The sequence below is a fragment of the Halomonas gemina genome, from assembly GCF_023554995.1.
Lineage (GTDB): Bacteria > Pseudomonadota > Gammaproteobacteria > Pseudomonadales > Halomonadaceae > Halomonas > Halomonas gemina.
In genome coordinates this window covers 416615-432388 of the sequence record NZ_JAMJPK010000003.1, presented here as the reverse complement: position 1 = coordinate 432388, position 15774 = coordinate 416615, and the positions used below count along the sequence as shown (strand labels likewise).

Below are 15774 nucleotides of genomic sequence, written 5' to 3'. Positions count from 1 at the left end.
GGGTCAGGAGTGGGCGACGTCGAGAAGGCTCTCGTCCTCGACCACGCCAGCGAGGGAGGCCACCTCGAGCTTGTTGCAGAGATGGTCGCGCAGGATCTGGCCCAGGCGCCTGCCGTCGCGGGCCTCCAGGGCCAGGATCATGTGCTCGTGGTCCTGGACGGCCTTGCGCCAGAAGTCGTCGGTCATCTTCTTTGAGTAGCGGACCCGCTTCACCCGCTGGTTGAGGTTGCTGTAGGTCTCCTGCAGCACCTCGTTGGCCGAGGCGGCCAGGATCCCCTCGTGGATGCGCTGGTTGACCCGGAAGTAGTCCGGCAGGTTGCGTTCGTGATAGTGCCGCAGCATCTCGTCATGCAGCACGCGGATGGCCCGGATCCCCTCGTCGCTGATGTTCTGGCAGGCGAGCTCGCCGGAGAGCCCCTCGAGGGCCCCCATCAGGTCGTAGGTATCCTTGACCATCTTCAGGGTCAGGCGCACCACCCTGGCCCCGCGGTTGGGCAGCAGTTCGATCAGGCCCTCGGAGGCGAGGACCTTCAGCGCCTCCCGCAGCGGCGTGCGGGAGACCCCGAACCGCTCGCAGAGCTGCTTCTCCGATATCCGCTCGCCGGGTGCGAGATCCCCCTGCTCGATGAGCGCCCGGACGCGGTCGGCCACGTCCAGGTAGAGGCTGCGCTGCTGGATCTTGCTCATTATATGGATCCCTCCAGGCTGGCATTCTTTCACGAGAGGTATTATGAATTCAAAATACAGCCAATATCCACCTCGATGATCATCAGGAGTCTCCCATGGCCGGCAAGGTCTTCCGCAGTCATTTCCAGCTTGGCCGACGCCAGGCGCGTTGCATCCTGGATGGGGCTTTCGCGCTGGCGCGCAAGCAGGGCATGGAGCCACTCACCGTGGTGGTGCTCGACGGTGGCGGTCACGTCGTCGCCGCCGAACGCGAGGATGGCTGTGCCCCGCTGCGTTTTCCGGTGGCCCAGGGCAAGGCCTTCGCCGCCCTGGGCAACGGGATTGCCAGCGGGGTCGTGGGTGAGCGCAACATCGAGCGTCCCGCCTTTCTGGCCAGTGTTGCCGCGGCCTCCGGCGGGCACTTCGTCCCGGTACCCGGAGGCGTGCTTATCCTGGACGACGACGCCCGGGTGATCGGCGCCGTGGGCGCCAGCGGCGCCTCCTCGGGTGAGGACGAGGCCGCCTCGATTGCCGGCATAGCGGCCGCCGGTCTCGGCTGGGGCAGGGAGCCGGAGTGAGAGGAACCTCTCCATCCCCGCGGGGGCTCTCCGCTGGCATGGAGCGACTAAAGTTTAATATCTGATTATGAATTTTGAATTCAAATTGAGTGAGTGAGGCATGGCGGTCACCGCATAGCATCAACAACTCCATAATCCGGGTGTCCGCCTCGGCCCGAGAATGCCGGATCGAGTTCGGCTCACCGGCATGACACGTACAACAACAAGCCAGTACCGGAGTATTCCATGAAAGTGATCAAGACAGCATTCGCCGTCACTGCCCTGGCCGCCGCCATGGCGCCTGGCCTGGGCATGGCACAGACCGAGTTGCAGTTCGGCCACGTCGGCAACCCCGGGTCGTTGTTCGACGCCTCCGCGACGGAGTTTGCCAAGCGGGCCAACGAGCGGCTGGGGGACGACTATGAGGTGGAGGTCTACGGCTCGAGCCAGCTGGGCGGCGACAGTTCCATGATGCAGAAGCTCAAGCTCGGCCAGCTGACCTTCACGCTGCCCTCCACCGTGATGTCCTCGGTGGTCGACGAGTTCGGCCTGTTCGAGATGCCCTACCTGATCAAGGATCGGGAGCATATGAAGCGGGTCATCGAGGAGGTGCTGGAGCCGAAGCTCTATCCACTGGTCGAGGAGGAGGGCTACAAGGTCCTCGCCGTCTGGGAGAACGGCTTCCGCCAGATCACCAATAACGTTCGTCCTATCAACACCCCGGAGGACCTGGATGGTCTGAAGCTGCGCACCCCGAAGGGGAAGTGGCGGGTGCGCATGTTCGAGGAGTACGGCGCCAATCCCTCGCCGATGGCTCTCTCGGAAGTCTTCACGGCGCTGCAGACCGGCACCATGGACGGCCAGGAAAATCCGCTGGTGCAGATCTACTCGCAGAAGTTCCAGGAGGTTCAGGACTACCTGTCGCTGACCGGCCACGTCTATACGCCGGCCTACGTGGTGGTCTCAAAGAACCACTGGGAAGATCTGCCGGAGGAGGTGCGTGAGATCCTGGAAGAGACCGCCCAGGACGTTCAGGATTTCGTCTACGAGACGGCGGCACGCCAGGATGAGGAGCTCCTCGGCGAGATGGAAGCCGCCGGGCTGGAAGTCAACGAGGCCGACAAGCAGGCGTTCATCGACGCCAGCGGCCCTGTCTATGAGCTTTTCGGCGAGCAAGTGGAAGGCGGCAGCGATCTGATCGATCGCGTGCTGGAGCTCGGCAAGGAGGAGTGATCCTCCCGTCAGGCCGGCTTCCCTGACCGCCCCCGAGGGGGCGGTCCTTCCCTGACTCGACGGAGTAGCGACTTCATGTCTCTTGCGAGATTACGATCCGGCTTCGAGTGGTTGCTCGAGGTCATCACCATGTTTCTGGTGGTGTCGTTAGCAGTCGTCGTGCTGCTCGGCGTCATCTTTCGCTTCGCCGGCAATTCCCTCGGCTGGTACGACGAGGTGGCCGCCGTGATGCTGGCCTGGGTCACCTACTACGGTGCCGCCCTGGCTGCGCTCAAGCGCGGACATATCAGCGTGCCTGGCCTCGTCTTTTCACAGCCTCGTGCCGTGCGCGTGACGCTGGTGGTGATCGGTGAGGTCATCATCCTGACATTCTTCGTGATGCTCGCCGCCTATGGCGTGCATGTCATCCAGATCCTCGGAGGATCGACGCTGGTCAGCGTGCCGATCCCGATCGCCGTCACCCAGTCGACCATTCCCATCGGCGCAGGGCTCTACGTGATCGCCGAGCTGGTCAACCTGCCGACCATCCTGCGCGAAGCCTGGCAAGGCAAGGCGCCACCCGCGGAGCACGACATCGTGGAGGAACTGCAATGACGACTGCCCTGATCCTCCTGGCCGGCCTGGCGATGATCTTCATCAATATCCCCATCGCCGTGGCGCTGGGCGCGGTGTCTCTACTGGCCATGCTGGTGCTGCAGGGCTCGAACAGCCTGCTCAGCTTCCCCATCGTGATGTTCGAAGGCGCCACCAAGTTTCCCCTGATCGCCATTCCCTTGTTCATCCTCGCCGGGGCCATCATGAACACCGGCGGCATCTCGAAGCGACTGATCGATTTCGCCTCCGCGCTGCTGGGGTTCATCCGCGGCGGGCTGGCGATGGTCAACATCGGCACCTCGCTGTTCTTCGCCGAGATATCGGGCTCGGCGGTGGCCGACGTCGCCGCCCTCGGCTCGATCCTGATGCCGGCAATGAAGAAGAAGGGCTATCCGGCGGATTTCACCGCCGCGATCACCTCATCCTCGGCGTCGCTGGCGATCATCATCCCGCCGTCCATCCCGATGATCCTGTATGCCGCCATGGCCGACACCTCCGTGGTGCAGCTGTTCGTGGCCGGCATCGTCCCGGGGCTGCTCGGCGGGTTGTCGATGATGGCCCTCGCCTGGTTCTTCGCCGTCCGCTACAAGTACCCGGTCGAGGAAGCCTTCCAGCTTAAGAGGGTCTGGGCCACCTTCAAGGCGGCGGGGCTCGCCTTCCTGCTGCCGCTGATCATCCTCGGCGGCATCTTCGGCGGCTTCATGACCGCCACCGAAGGCGCCGCCTTGGCGGTGGTCGCGGCGCTGCTGATCAGCTTCCGCTACGGCGAGCTGCGCTGGAGCACGCTGCGCGGGGCCATGGTCGAGGGCGGCGTACAGACCGCTGTGGTCATGCTGCTGGTGGCAAGCTCCGCCCTGCTGGGGGACTTCCTCACCCGAGCCCAGCTGCCCCAGACCCTGGCGGCCGTGATCGGCGACTTCACCAGCAACAAGTACATGGTGCTGGCGCTGCTCAACGTCTTCCTGCTGGCGATCGGCATGATCCTGCACTCGGCGGCGGCCATCATCCTGACCGTCCCCATCGTCATGCCTCTGGTGATGATGGTCGGCATCGATCCGGTGCACTTCGGGATGATCGTCACCCTGAACCTGGCCATCGGCCAGCAGACGCCCCCAGTGGCGAGCGTGCTGATGACGGCCTGTTCGGTGGCCAAGGCGGATATCTGGGACGTGGCCAAGGCCAACGTGCCGTTCATGATCCTGCTGTTCGTGCTGCTGATGCTGGTCACCTATGTGCCAGTCGTTCCCATGGGCCTGGTGGAATTCTTCTACCGCTGATGCCGTTGCCACCTGACGGAGAATCATGATGAGCGACGAGTCCGTGATCCTGCGGCGCGAGGGCGGTATCGCCTGGATCGGCTTCAATCGCCCGGCGAGCCGCAATGCCATGACCTGGGAGATGTATGACGCCCTGGAGGCCTGCTGCGACCGGCTGGCCGAGGACGACGCGATCCAGGCGGTGGTGCTGCACGGGGTCGGCGGCGAGGCCTTCGTCGCCGGTACCGACATCGGCCAGTTCGCGCACTTCGACGCCCCCGAGGATGCCATCGGCTACGAGCGGCGCATCGACCGGGTAGTGGGCAAGCTCGAGGCCCTGCCCAGGCCCACCATCGCCCTGATCGAGGGGGCCTGCGTGGGCGGCGGCGCCGCCCTGGCGCTGGTCTGCGACTTTCGCTACTGCACCCCCACCATGCAGTTCGGCGTGCCCATCGCCAGGACGCTGGGCAACACCCTGTCGATGAGCAACGTCTCGAGAATGGTCGACATGATCGGCGTGGCCCGCACCAAGGAGGCGCTGATGATGGCCAGGCTGTTCGGCGCCGAGGAGGCCGCCCAGTTGGGCCTGGTCAACGGGGTGTTCGACGCCGAGGTGATCCATGACGAGGTGGCGGCCATCGCCGCCGGCTTCGCGGGTCGCGCGCCGTTGACGGTTCAGGCCAGCAAGGCGCTGGTGGGGCGGGTACTGGAAGAGCGGCGCGCCGTCCCCGAGGCCGGCGACGACTGGGTCACCGCCTGCTACATGAGCGATGACTTCAAGGCGGCGGTGAATCGGTTCGTCCACAAGACACCCTTCGCGTGGAGCGGCCGCTAGCATGAATGACAGCAATGGAGGGAGCATAGCGATGCTGCCACTGCAGAACCTCAAGGTCCTCGACATCTCTCAGATCATGGCCGGCCCCTACTGCACCATGGTGCTGGCCGACATGGGTGCGGAGGTGATCAAGGTCGAGAAGCTCAACGGCGGCGATGACAGCCGCCAGATGGGCCCCTACGTCAACGATGAGTCGACCTGCTTCTCGCAGATCAATCGCAACAAGAAGAGCATCTCGCTCAACCTCAAGGAGGACCGGGCCCGGGAGATCTTCTACCGGCTGGCGAGGGACGCCGATGTCATCGTCGAGAACTACCGCACCGGGGTCACCCAGTCACTGAAGATCGACTACGACACCATCAAGGCGATCAACCCCAGCATCGTCTACTGCTCGATCTCCGGCTATGGCCAGACCGGCCCCTACAGGCACAAGGGCGGCTTCGACCTGGTCGCCCAGGGCATGACCGGGTTGATGTCGATGACCGGCGAGCCGGGGCGTCGGCCGCTCAAGACAGGCATCGCCGTCTACGACATCGGCGCCGGCCTGACCGCCACCTACTCCATCCTGGCCGCCGTCATTCATCAGATGAACACCGGTGAGGGCCAGCACATCGATATCGCCATCACCGAGTGTGGCCTGCCCTGGTACACCTGGGAGGCGGCGGCCTACTTCGCCGAGGGCCGGGTGCCCGAGCCTACCGGCTGGCGTCATCGGGTCTCGGCGCCCTATCAGGCGATCAAGGCCAGCGACGGCTACCTGATGCTGGGCTGCGCCAACCAGCGCACCTGGGAGCGCTTCGCCGGCGATGTCCTGGAACGCCCTGAGCTGATGGAAGACCCTCGCTTCCTGACCAATCACGACCGCGGCCAGCACGTCGAGGAACTCGAGGCGCTGCTGGAGTCGTTCATGGCCGAGCACGATGTCGACGACTGGCTCGAGCGTTGCGACGCGGCCGGGGTACCCGCCGGGCCGATCAACGACTTTGCCCAGGCCATGAGCGACGAGCACTACCTGGCGCGTGGCATGGTGCAGGAAATGGACCACCCGACCATCGGCCGGATGAAGACCATCGGCTTCCCCAGCAAGTTCTCGCGCACCCCGTCGCGGATCCGCCAGCCGGCACCGCTCTTTGCTCAGCACACCGATGAAGTGCTCGGTGGCATGGGGCTGTCTGTCGAGGAACTCGAGACCCTGAGGGCCGAGGGCTGCATCAAGTAGGCGCCTGTCTTGAGCCATGCATTGAATTCATAATCCAAGAACAAGACGCACGGAGATCTTCCCATGCTGAACCTCGACTTCCACCCCTCCGGTCGCCACTTCCTGCAGATCCCTGGCCCCTCACCGGTGCCCGATCGCATCCTGCGCGCCATGAGCCTGCCCACCATCGATCACCGCGGCCCGGAATTCGGCGCCCTGGGGCGTGAGCTACTGGACAAGGTGAAGCGTGTCTTTAAGACCGAAAACCCGGTGATCATCTACCCGGCCTCCGGAACCGGGGCCTGGGAGGCGGCGCTCTCCAATACCCTTTCCCCGGGCGACCAGGTACTGATGTTCGAGACCGGTCACTTCGCCACCCTGTGGCACAAGATGGCCCTCCGCCTGCAGCTGGAACCCGAGTTCATCGGGCTGCCCGGCTACGAGGGCTGGCGCCACGGCGTGCAGGCCGAGATGATCGAGGCGCGCTTGAAGGAGGATCGCGATCATCGGATCAAGGCGGTGTGCGTGGTGCACAACGAGACCTCCACCGGGGTGACCAGCGACATCGCCGCCGTGCGCCGCGCCATCGATGCCGCCGGTCATCCGGCACTGCTGCTGGTCGATACCATCTCGGGGCTCGCCAGTGCCGACTATCGCCACGACGACTGGGGCGTCGACGTCACCATCTCCGGCTCCCAGAAGGGGCTGATGCTGCCGCCCGGCATCAGCTTCAACGCGGTCTCCGACAAGGCCATCGAGGCGAGCCGCCACAACGCCATGCCCAAGAGCTTCTGGGCCTGGGACGAGATCCTCGAGGCCAACCAGAACGGCTACTGGCCCTATACCCCCAGCACCAACCTGCTCTACGGCCTCAACGAGTCGCTGGACATGCTGCTCGAGGAGGGGCTGGAGCACGTGCTGGCGCGTCATCGGCGCTGGGCCGCCGGCGTGCGCACGGCGGTTCAGGCCTGGGGGCTGGAGATCCAGTGCCAGGACCCGGCCGTCTACTCGCCGGTGCTCACCGGGGTGGTGATGCCCGAGGGCACCGACGCCGACGCGGTGCGCAAGATCATCTACGAGCGCTTTGACCTGTCGCTGGGCACGGGCCTTGGCAAGGCCAAGGGCAAGATGTTCCGCATCGGCCACCTGGGCGACTGCAACGACCTGACCCTGATCGCCACCCTGGGCGGCTGCGAGGCGGGCATGAAACTGGCCGGGATGGAGCTTGCGGGTAGCGGCGTCTGCGCGGCACTCGAGTATTTCGCCACCCACCCGCTCGACGGCGGCCATTGACCATTGGCCTGGATCCGAATGGCCAGGAGGGAAGCATGACATCCCTGAAGGACAATACCCGGGCACGGAATGCACGCATCAAGCCGGTGACCGAACTGGCGGCCCGGCTGTCCCGTGAACTGCAGGGCGAGGTGCTGTTCGACCAGGCCTCGCGGGGCCGCTACGCGACGGATGCCTCGATCTACCAGGTGACGCCTGTCGGGGTCGTGATCCCTCGCCACCAGGAGGATCTGAAGCTTGCCCTCGACATCGCCCGTGATGCCCACGTACCGGTGCTGGCGCGCGGCGCCGGCACCAGCCAGTGCGGGCAGACGGTGGGCGAGGCGCTGGTGATCGACAGCACCCGCTGGCTCGACGAGATCGTCGCGTTCGACCCCGAGGCACGCACGGTGGTGGTGGAACCCGGGATCGTGCTCGACCACCTCAATTCCTGGCTCAAGCCCCATGGCCTCTGGTACCCGGTGGACGTCTCCACCAGCGCCCAGTGCACCCTGGGCGGCATGACCGGCAACAACTCCTGTGGCTCGCGCTCGATCCGCTACGGCAACATGGTCCACAACGTGCAGGGCGTGGACGCGCTGCTGGCCGACGGCAGCGAGGCCCACTTCGGCTTCGTCGACCAGCTGCCGGCCTCGGGAAGGGTGCGCGAGCTGGCCGAGCGGGTGAAGGCCATCGCCGCGGGCGTGGCCCCCGAGATCCGCGAGCACTTTCCCAAGGTGCTGCGCCGCGTCGGCGGCTACAACCTCGACCTCTTCGACTGCCAGAACCCCAAGCCCTATGACCCGGATGGGCGCGTCAATCTCGCCCACCTGCTGGTGGGTTCCGAGGGTACCCTGGGGGTGAGCCGGCGGATCACGCTCAGGCTCTCTCCGTTGCCGGAGCACAAGGTGCTCGGGGTCGTGAACTTCCCCACCTTCTACCAGGCGATGGACCTCACCCAGCACATCGTCACCCTCGACCCCTCCGCCGTGGAACTGGTCGACCGCACCATGATCGACCTCTCGCTGGAGAATCCGGCGTTTCGCCCGGTGATCGAGAAGGCGCTGATCGGCCGGCCCCAGGCCGTGCTGCTGGTGGAGTTCGCCGGCCAGGGTCGCGATGCCCAGCTCGCGTCTCTCCAGCGCCTGAGCGAGCTGATGGCCGACCTGGGCCTTCCTGACAGCGTGGTGGAGATGCCCGAGCCCGCCGAGCAGAAGGCGCTGTGGAACGTGCGCAAGGCGGGGCTCAACATCATGATGAGCATGAAGGGGGACGGCAAGCCGGTCTCCTTCATCGAGGACTGCGCGGTGCCGCTGGAGCACCTGGCCGAGTACACCGACAGGTTGACCGAGGTCTTCCATCGCCATGGCACCGAGGGCACCTGGTACGCCCATGCCAGTGTCGGCACATTGCACGTGCGGCCGATTCTCGACATGCGCCGCGATGGCGCCGAGAAGATGCGCGAGATCGCCGAGCAGGCCTCAACACTGGTGCGCGAGTACAAGGGGGCCTACTCCGGCGAACATGGCGATGGGCTGTGCCGTGGCGAGTGGGTCGCCTGGCAGTTCGGGCCGACCGTCAACGATGCCTTCAAGGAAGTGAAGCGGCTCTTCGATCCCGAGAACCTGTTCAACCCGGGCAAGATCGTCGATACCCCGAGGATGGACGACGAGCGCTACTTCCGCTTTTCCTCCACCTACCGGACGATCCCGCTGACCCCGGTGTTCGACTGGTCGGGCTGGAACGTCACCCGAGACCCGCTGAGTGGCGAGCAGGGCGAGCCCGGCAGCGCCGGCGACCCCACCCATGGCCTGGCCATGGCGGTGGAGATGTGCAACAACAACGGCCACTGCCGCAAGTTCGATGCGGGCACCATGTGCCCGAGCTATCGCATCACCCGCGACGAGCAGCACCTCACCCGCGGGCGCGCCAACACCCTGCGCCTGGTGCTCTCCGGACAGCTCGGCGACGAGGGACTGGCCAGCGACGACGTCAAGGAGGCACTCGACCTCTGCGTCTCCTGCAAGGGCTGCAAGCGCGACTGTCCCACCGGTGTCGACATGGCCAAGTTCAAGATCGAGGCACGCACCGCCCGGGCGAAGGCCAGGGGGCTGTCGTGGCGAGATCGTATGGTCGGCGAGATGCCGCGCTATGCACCGCTGGCCAGCCGATTCGCCGGCCTGGTCGGTGCCGTGGAGCGCGTGCCGTTCCTCTCGCGCCGGGTCAAGACGGCCCTGGGGCTCGCTACGCAGCGCGACTTCCCGCGCTTTCGCGGCAACTTCCTCGCCGAGTCGCCGGGGGAGGTGGTCCAGGCCCCGCGTGAGGTGCTGCTCTTCGTCGATACCTTCAACAACTACCTGGAGGGCGAGAATGCCCGGGCGGCCAAGCGGGTGCTGGAAGCCGCCGGCTACCGGGTGCACCTCAACGTCAGGCAGGGCGAACGGCCGCTGTGCTGCGGGCGTACCTACCTCTCCTCGGGGCAGTTCGACAAGGCGCGGCTGGAGGCGCGCCGCACCCTGGATCACCTGATGCCCCATGTCAGGCGGGGCGTGGCGATCGTCGGGCTCGAGCCCTCCTGCCTGCTGACCCTGCGCGACGAGTTCCTGCAGTATGGCTTCGGCAAGGAGGCCGAGGCCCTGTCCGAGTCGGCCTTCCTGTTCGAGGAGTTTCTGGTCAGGGCCTTCGAGGCCGGCGAGCTGCCGCTCGACCTCAAGCCGGTGGATCACCCGCGGGCGATGCTGCACGGCCACTGCCACCAGAAGGCCTTCGATGCGCTGCGTCCGGTCGAGCAGGTGCTCTCCTGGATCCCCGGCCTCGAGGTCGAGACCATCGAATCCTCGTGCTGCGGCATGGCGGGCAGCTTCGGCTACGAGGCGGAGCACTTCGAGGCCTCGATGAAGATGGCCGAGCTGTCGCTGCTGCCGGCGATCCGCGAGGCCGCTGACGATGCCGTGCTGGTGGCCGACGGCACGAGCTGCCGCCACCAGATCCGGGATGGCAGTGGCCGGGAGGCCATCCATGTGGCCCGGCTCCTCGAACGGGCGCTGGCCTGAGCCGGCTGCCGACGGCGCCCTGTACCGACAACCGACGAGGTGGCTGACTATGATCGATTTGCGCAGCGACACCGTGACGCGGCCCACCCCGGCCATGCGCGAGGCCATGGCGCGGGCCGAGGTCGGCGACGATGTCTGGGGCGACGACCCGACGGTCGCCGCCTTCGAGGCCGCGGTGGCCGAACGGGCCGGCATGGCGGCCGGACTGTTCGTGCCTTCCGGCACCCAGGGCAATCTCATCGCGCTGCTCTGCCATTGCCAGCGTGGCGAGGCGTTCATCGCCGGCCAGTTTTCGCATATCTATCGCGACGAGGGCGGTGGCGCGGCGGCGCTGGGCAGTATCCAGCCGCAACCGATTGCCCATGAGGCGGATGGCACCTTGGCGCTTTTTGCCATCGAGGACGCCATCGGGGGAGAGGACATCCACCACACCCGAACCCGCCTGCTGGCGCTCGAGAACACCTATCGCGGAAAGGTGATGCCCAAAGCCTGGCAGCAGGATGCCACGACACTGGCGCGTCGCCATGGACTTTCCACCCATCTCGATGGTGCGCGGTTGTTCAACGCGGCGGTGGCCAGCGGACGGCCCCTGGCGGCGCTGTGCCAGGGCTTCGACTCCGTGTCGCTGTGCTTCTCCAAGGGGCTGGGCGCCCCGGTCGGCTCGGTGCTGGTGGGCGATGCGGCCTTCATTGCCCGGGCGCGTCGCTGGCGCAAGACCCTGGGTGGCGGCATGCGCCAGGTCGGCATCCTGGCGGCGGGGTGTCACCATGCCCTGGAGCATCACGTCGAGCGGCTGACCGAGGATCATGCCCATGCCCGGCAGCTGGCCGAGGGGCTGGCCGATATCGACGGGGTCGCGGTGCAGGCCTGCGACACCAACATGGTATTCCTGGCGGTGCCCGAGGCCGACGGCAGGGCGCTGGAGGCGCATCTGGCGTCCCGGGGAGTCCTGGCGTCCGTGGGCGCGACCACCCGCCTGGTCCTGCACCTGGACGTCGGCGACGCCGATATCCCCCGCATCCTGTCCGCCTTTCGGAGCTTTGCCTCCCGGCCGCGGGCCTGAGCGGGCCTTTCATCATCAACAGGAGACCCACTCCATGGCGATCTATCAGTATGGCGACGACCGTCCCGCGATCGGTGACGACGTCTACGTGGCCGAGACGGCCGACGTGATCGGTCGGGTCACCCTGAAGCGCAACGCCAGCGTCTGGTACCAGGCGGTACTGCGCGGCGACACCGATCATCTGGAGGTCGGCGAGGGCAGCAATATCCAGGACGGGGCCGTGCTGCATGCCGACCCAGGCTACCCGCTGACGGTCGGTACGGGCGTGACCGTGGGCCACCAGGCGATGCTGCATGGCTGCACCATCGGCAACGGCAGTCTGGTGGGGATCCAGGCGGTGATCCTCAACGGGGCGGTGATCGGCAACAACTGCCTGGTGGCGGCCGGGGCGGTGGTCAAGGAAAACGCGCGCTTCCCCGACAACTCGCTGATCGTGGGGGCGCCGGCCAGGGTGGTGCGCGAGCTCTCCGGCGAGGCCATCGAGGGCCTGAAGAAGAACGCCGAGGGCTACGTGGAGCGCGGCCGCCGTCATGCGGCAGAGCTCAAGCGGATCGGCTGATCGTCCGCCGGGGCCCGGTCCTGCCACCAGGCCGAAGGTCGCCGCCACAACGAGACAGCCCCCAAGGCCTGGCCGTGGGGGCTGTTGTCGCTGAAATGGGTGGTGATCAGCCCAGGCGCAGCAGCGGGTCGCTGATCCCCAGCACATAGAAGGCCACCAGCCCGATGATCCCGGCGAAGACAAGGTAGTAGATCGTCGGCAGGATGGTCTTGCGGATGGTCTCGCCCTCGCGGCCGAGCAGGCCCACCGTGGCCGAGGCCGCCACCACGTTGTGGATGGCGATCATGTTGCCCGCCGCGGCACCCACGGCCTGCAGCGACACCATGAAGGCGGTGGAGAGGCCAAGCTGCTGGGCGACGTTGAACTGGAAGTCGGAGAGCATCAGGTTGGAGACGGTGTTGGAGCCGGCGATGAAGGCACCCAGGGCACCCACGGCCGGGGCGAAGAACGGGTAGACCCCGCCCACGCTGTCGGCCACCAGTTGGGCCATGGCCACCGGCATGGAGACCAGGTCGGCGGCGTTGACGCCGGAGTTGATCAGGATCCGCACCATGGGAATGGTGAAGATCAGCACGAAGCCGGCGCCGAAGATGGTGCGGGTGGACTCGCTGAAGGCGGCCCCGAGTTCGCCCAGGCGCATGCGGTGCAGCAGGGCGGTGAGCAGCACCACCATCAGCAGGATGCCCCCCGGCAGGTAGAGCGGCTGGATGGCACCGGAGATCCCGCTCTCGCCGAGGATGTTGTTCCAGCCGAAGGCGAACGAGGTCAAGGCATTCTTGAACGGCTCGATGGTGCGCGAGGCGACCAGGATCACCGCCAGCAGCACATAGGGCACCCAGCCCATCAGGGTGGACATCGGCGCCTTGCCGGTGACCTCATCCAGCTTGATCTCGAGCTTGCCGATCCAGGCGTCGGGCCAGGAGGTGCTCTCCGGGAAGTCCCAGGTGTCCTTGGGGATCAGGAAACCCTTTTTCGCGGCGGGCACGACGATGGCCAGGCCAACCATGGCACCGATCATCGACGGGAATTCCGGTCCCAGCAGTACGCCGGCCAGCATGTAGGGCACCACGAAACTGATGCCGGCGAAGATGGCGAAGGGGGCGATGGAGAGGCCTTCCTTCCAGGAGCGGTTGGCACCGAAGAAGCGCACCATGATCACGACCATGATCAGCGGCATCAGGATGCCGACGATGCCGTGGATCACCGCGACTTCACCGGCGATCAGGCGGAAGTACTCCATCCACCCGGCACCCCCGGCTTCCAGGGTCTCGGTGATGCCGATGCGGTCCAGGCCGCCGGTGACACCCACCACGATCGGGGTGCCCACGGCGCCGAAGGAGACCGGGGTGGACTGGATCATCATGCCCACCACCACGGCGGCCAGGGCCGGGAAGCCCAGGGCGACCATCAATGGAGCGGCCACGGCGGCAGGCGTGCCGAAACCGGAGGCGCCCTCGATGAAGCAGCCGAACAGCCAGGCAACGATGATCGCCTGGACGCGGCGGTCCGGGCTGATGCCGGAGAAGCCGTTGCGGATGGCCTTGATCCCACCCGAGTGCTTCAGGGTGTTGAGCAGCAGGATGGCACCGAAGATGATCCACAGGATCGCGACCGTCAGGATCAGGCCCTGCAGGGTCGAGGCCACCACCCGGGTAAAGGTCATCTCCCAGGCGAGCAGCCCGATCAGCGCGGTGACCACGAAGACCACCGGCATGGCGGTCCTGGCGGCCATGCGCAGGCCGATCAGCAGCACCCCGGCCAGCACCAGGGGCACGAAGGCGAGCAGCGCGAGTGACGTTTCGTTCATGGAGGGGTTCCTTTCGCGGGGGAACGGTTGGTCGTGGAACTTCCCCGTCCGTGCGGGGCATGAAGAAGGGCGCACCTTAAGCGCAAGTGTAGGGCTTGACCATTGCTGGATAACTGGTATGACCAATCTTGTCGAGCGTCCAGGCACATCAGGCTTCCATGAAATGGTCGCTGATTCAGGTGCTTCCGTGGCAACACGGCCAACAGCATGCTCCCGGAGTGGAGGGAAACATTAGACTAATGGACAAGTCGCCGTCGCCGGACGACGGATCCGCGATGGCGTTGGCGGTACCTGGCAAAGGCTGGCACTATCGGGCCATACCCATAACCGGACACTGAGGAGGCGGCATGACACGGGTGCTCTATGATCTCTGCGGCATCGATGAGGGGCTGCGTTTCTCGCCCTACTGCTGGCGCGTGCGCTACGCCCTGGCCCATAAGGGGCTGGAGGTGGAGACGCGCCCGTGGCGCTTCTCCGAGAAGCAGGCCCTGGCCTTCGCCGACCATGACAAGGTGCCGGTGCTGGTCGACGGCGACGAGGTGGTCACCGACAGCTACGAGATCCTGCGCTACCTCGACCGCACCTACCCCGAGGCGCCGCTGCTGGGCGAGGGGCTCGCCGCGGCGCGCGGGCACTTCTTCAAGCACTATGCCGAGCGCGCGCTGGCCCCGGCGATGATGCGCACCATCATCATGGACCTGCTCAATGCCATCCATCCCGACGACCGGGCCTACTTCCGCGAGACCCGCGAGAAGCGCTTCGGACGGACCCTCGAGGAGTTCCACTCCCCGGCCAAGGGGCTGGCCCAGCTGGATGCGGCCCTGGAGCCGCTGCGCGGTCGACTCAAGGAGGCCGACTTCCTCGACGGCGAGGCCCCGGCAGGCGCCGACTACCTGGTCTTCGGCAGCTTCATGTGGGCACGCTGCGTCTCCAGCGCCGACTTGGTCTCCAACGCCGACCCGGTCCATGGCTGGCTCGAGCGCATGCTCGACCAGCACGGCGGCCTGGGGCGCAAGGCCCTGCGCATTACCGACATCGAGGGTTCCTATCGCTGAGGCGAAGCTATCCCGGGGATGCCATAGGCTCGACACGCTTTTCCCTGCCCCTTGCGACGCCCGGCTCCGGCCGGGCGTCGTGGTTGATGGCCCACGCCATCGCCCGGAATTCATATGTTGCACCGCACAAAAGGGCCTGCTATGTTGCAATGCAGCACGGGGTGAAAGCCCCTGGGGTCCCACCACAGATGGAGGTGTTTCATGAGCAAGGCAACCACCCAACAGGCCACCGAACAGTTCGAGTCCGTGTTCGTGGCACCCGCACGCGACTTCGGCGCCCTCAACCTCGACTACACCGAGAAGCTGGTCGCCGCCCAGTTCGACGCGGTCCGCGCCCTGACCGACATGGGCCTGGCCCAGGCTCGTGGCTGGTTGGACGTGCGTGACGCCGACAGCATGAAAGCGGTCGTTGAGTCCCAGCAGAAGGCCAGTCAGGACATGGGCGAGCGCCTGCGCGGCGATGTCGAGAAGATCATGAGCCTGAGCCAGGAGTACGTCCAGAAGAGCCAGAAACTGGCCGAGGACGGCATCAAGGCCGCCACCACGGCAGCCAAGTAAGGCCCCTGGCCATCGAGCATGGCAAGCGCCGGCCTCGGCCGGCATTCACGGGTCGTCACCTTCGGGTG

At 66.2% G+C, this 15774-nt stretch carries 14 protein-coding genes; 12 read left to right on the top strand and 2 right to left on the bottom strand.

Translation table 11 applies throughout. The features are described 5' to 3' along the window. Positions 1–3 precede the first annotated feature (3 nt). Complete coding sequence (locus M8009_RS08705) at positions 4–687, bottom strand: GntR family transcriptional regulator (protein ID WP_250060430.1); 684 nt, start codon at positions 685–687, stop codon at positions 4–6. Between the two features lie 95 nt (positions 688–782). Between M8009_RS08705 and M8009_RS08700 the strand changes: the two genes are divergently transcribed. The 10 genes from M8009_RS08700 (at position 783) to M8009_RS08655 (ending at position 12286) form a co-directional block, all read left to right on the top strand. Continuing rightward, positions 783–1244, top strand: coding sequence for a GlcG/HbpS family heme-binding protein (locus M8009_RS08700; protein ID WP_250060429.1), 462 nt, complete (start codon positions 783–785; stop codon positions 1242–1244). A 225-nt stretch (positions 1245–1469) separates the two neighbouring features. After that, positions 1470–2456, top strand: a complete 987-nt coding sequence (locus tag M8009_RS08695; RefSeq protein ID WP_250060428.1) for a TRAP transporter substrate-binding protein — start codon at positions 1470–1472, stop codon at positions 2454–2456. 75 nt (positions 2457–2531) lie between these two features. Beyond that, complete coding sequence (locus M8009_RS08690) at positions 2532–3050, top strand: TRAP transporter small permease (protein ID WP_250060427.1); 519 nt, start codon at positions 2532–2534, stop codon at positions 3048–3050. After that, positions 3047–4327: a TRAP transporter large permease gene (locus tag M8009_RS08685; protein WP_250060426.1), complete on the top strand. Its 1281-nt coding sequence runs from the start codon at positions 3047–3049 to the stop codon at positions 4325–4327. The genes M8009_RS08690 and M8009_RS08685 overlap by 4 nt, the downstream gene beginning before the upstream one ends. A 28-nt stretch (positions 4328–4355) precedes the next feature. After that, positions 4356–5141, top strand: a complete 786-nt coding sequence (locus M8009_RS08680) for an enoyl-CoA hydratase/isomerase family protein (protein WP_250060425.1) — start codon at positions 4356–4358, stop codon at positions 5139–5141. Positions 5142–5172: 31 nt separating this feature from the next. Continuing rightward, complete coding sequence (locus M8009_RS08675; RefSeq protein ID WP_250060424.1) at positions 5173–6360, top strand: CaiB/BaiF CoA transferase family protein; 1188 nt, start codon at positions 5173–5175, stop codon at positions 6358–6360. Between the two features lie 63 nt (positions 6361–6423). Then, entirely contained in the window at positions 6424–7632 is a 1209-nt protein-coding gene (locus tag M8009_RS08670) for a pyridoxal-phosphate-dependent aminotransferase family protein (protein ID WP_250060423.1), read from the top strand. Between the two features lie 35 nt (positions 7633–7667). Further along, positions 7668–10664, top strand: coding sequence for an FAD-binding and (Fe-S)-binding domain-containing protein (locus tag M8009_RS08665; RefSeq protein WP_250060422.1), 2997 nt, complete (start codon positions 7668–7670; stop codon positions 10662–10664). A gap of 49 nt (positions 10665–10713) precedes the next feature. Then, on the top strand, positions 10714–11727 hold the full coding sequence (gene ltaE, locus M8009_RS08660; RefSeq protein ID WP_250060421.1) for a low-specificity L-threonine aldolase: 1014 nt from the start codon (positions 10714–10716) through the stop codon (positions 11725–11727). A gap of 34 nt (positions 11728–11761) precedes the next feature. Next, positions 11762–12286: a gamma carbonic anhydrase family protein gene (locus M8009_RS08655; RefSeq protein WP_250060420.1), complete on the top strand. Its 525-nt coding sequence runs from the start codon at positions 11762–11764 to the stop codon at positions 12284–12286. Positions 12287–12392: 106 nt separating this feature from the next. On the opposite strand, the gene M8009_RS08650 is transcribed toward M8009_RS08655, so the two are convergent. After that, positions 12393–14093 carry an L-lactate permease gene (locus M8009_RS08650; RefSeq protein WP_250060419.1) on the bottom strand — a complete coding sequence of 567 codons (1701 nt, stop codon included), beginning with the start codon at positions 14091–14093 and terminating at the stop codon, positions 12393–12395. A 347-nt stretch (positions 14094–14440) separates the two neighbouring features. Between M8009_RS08650 and M8009_RS08645 the strand changes: the two genes are divergently transcribed. Together M8009_RS08645 and M8009_RS08640 are read left to right on the top strand one after the other, a co-directional pair. Further along, entirely contained in the window at positions 14441–15148 is a 708-nt protein-coding gene (locus M8009_RS08645) for a glutathione S-transferase N-terminal domain-containing protein (protein ID WP_250060418.1), read from the top strand. A gap of 201 nt (positions 15149–15349) precedes the next feature. Then, positions 15350–15706, top strand: coding sequence for a phasin family protein (locus M8009_RS08640; RefSeq protein ID WP_250060417.1), 357 nt, complete (start codon positions 15350–15352; stop codon positions 15704–15706). Positions 15707–15774 lie beyond the last annotated feature (68 nt).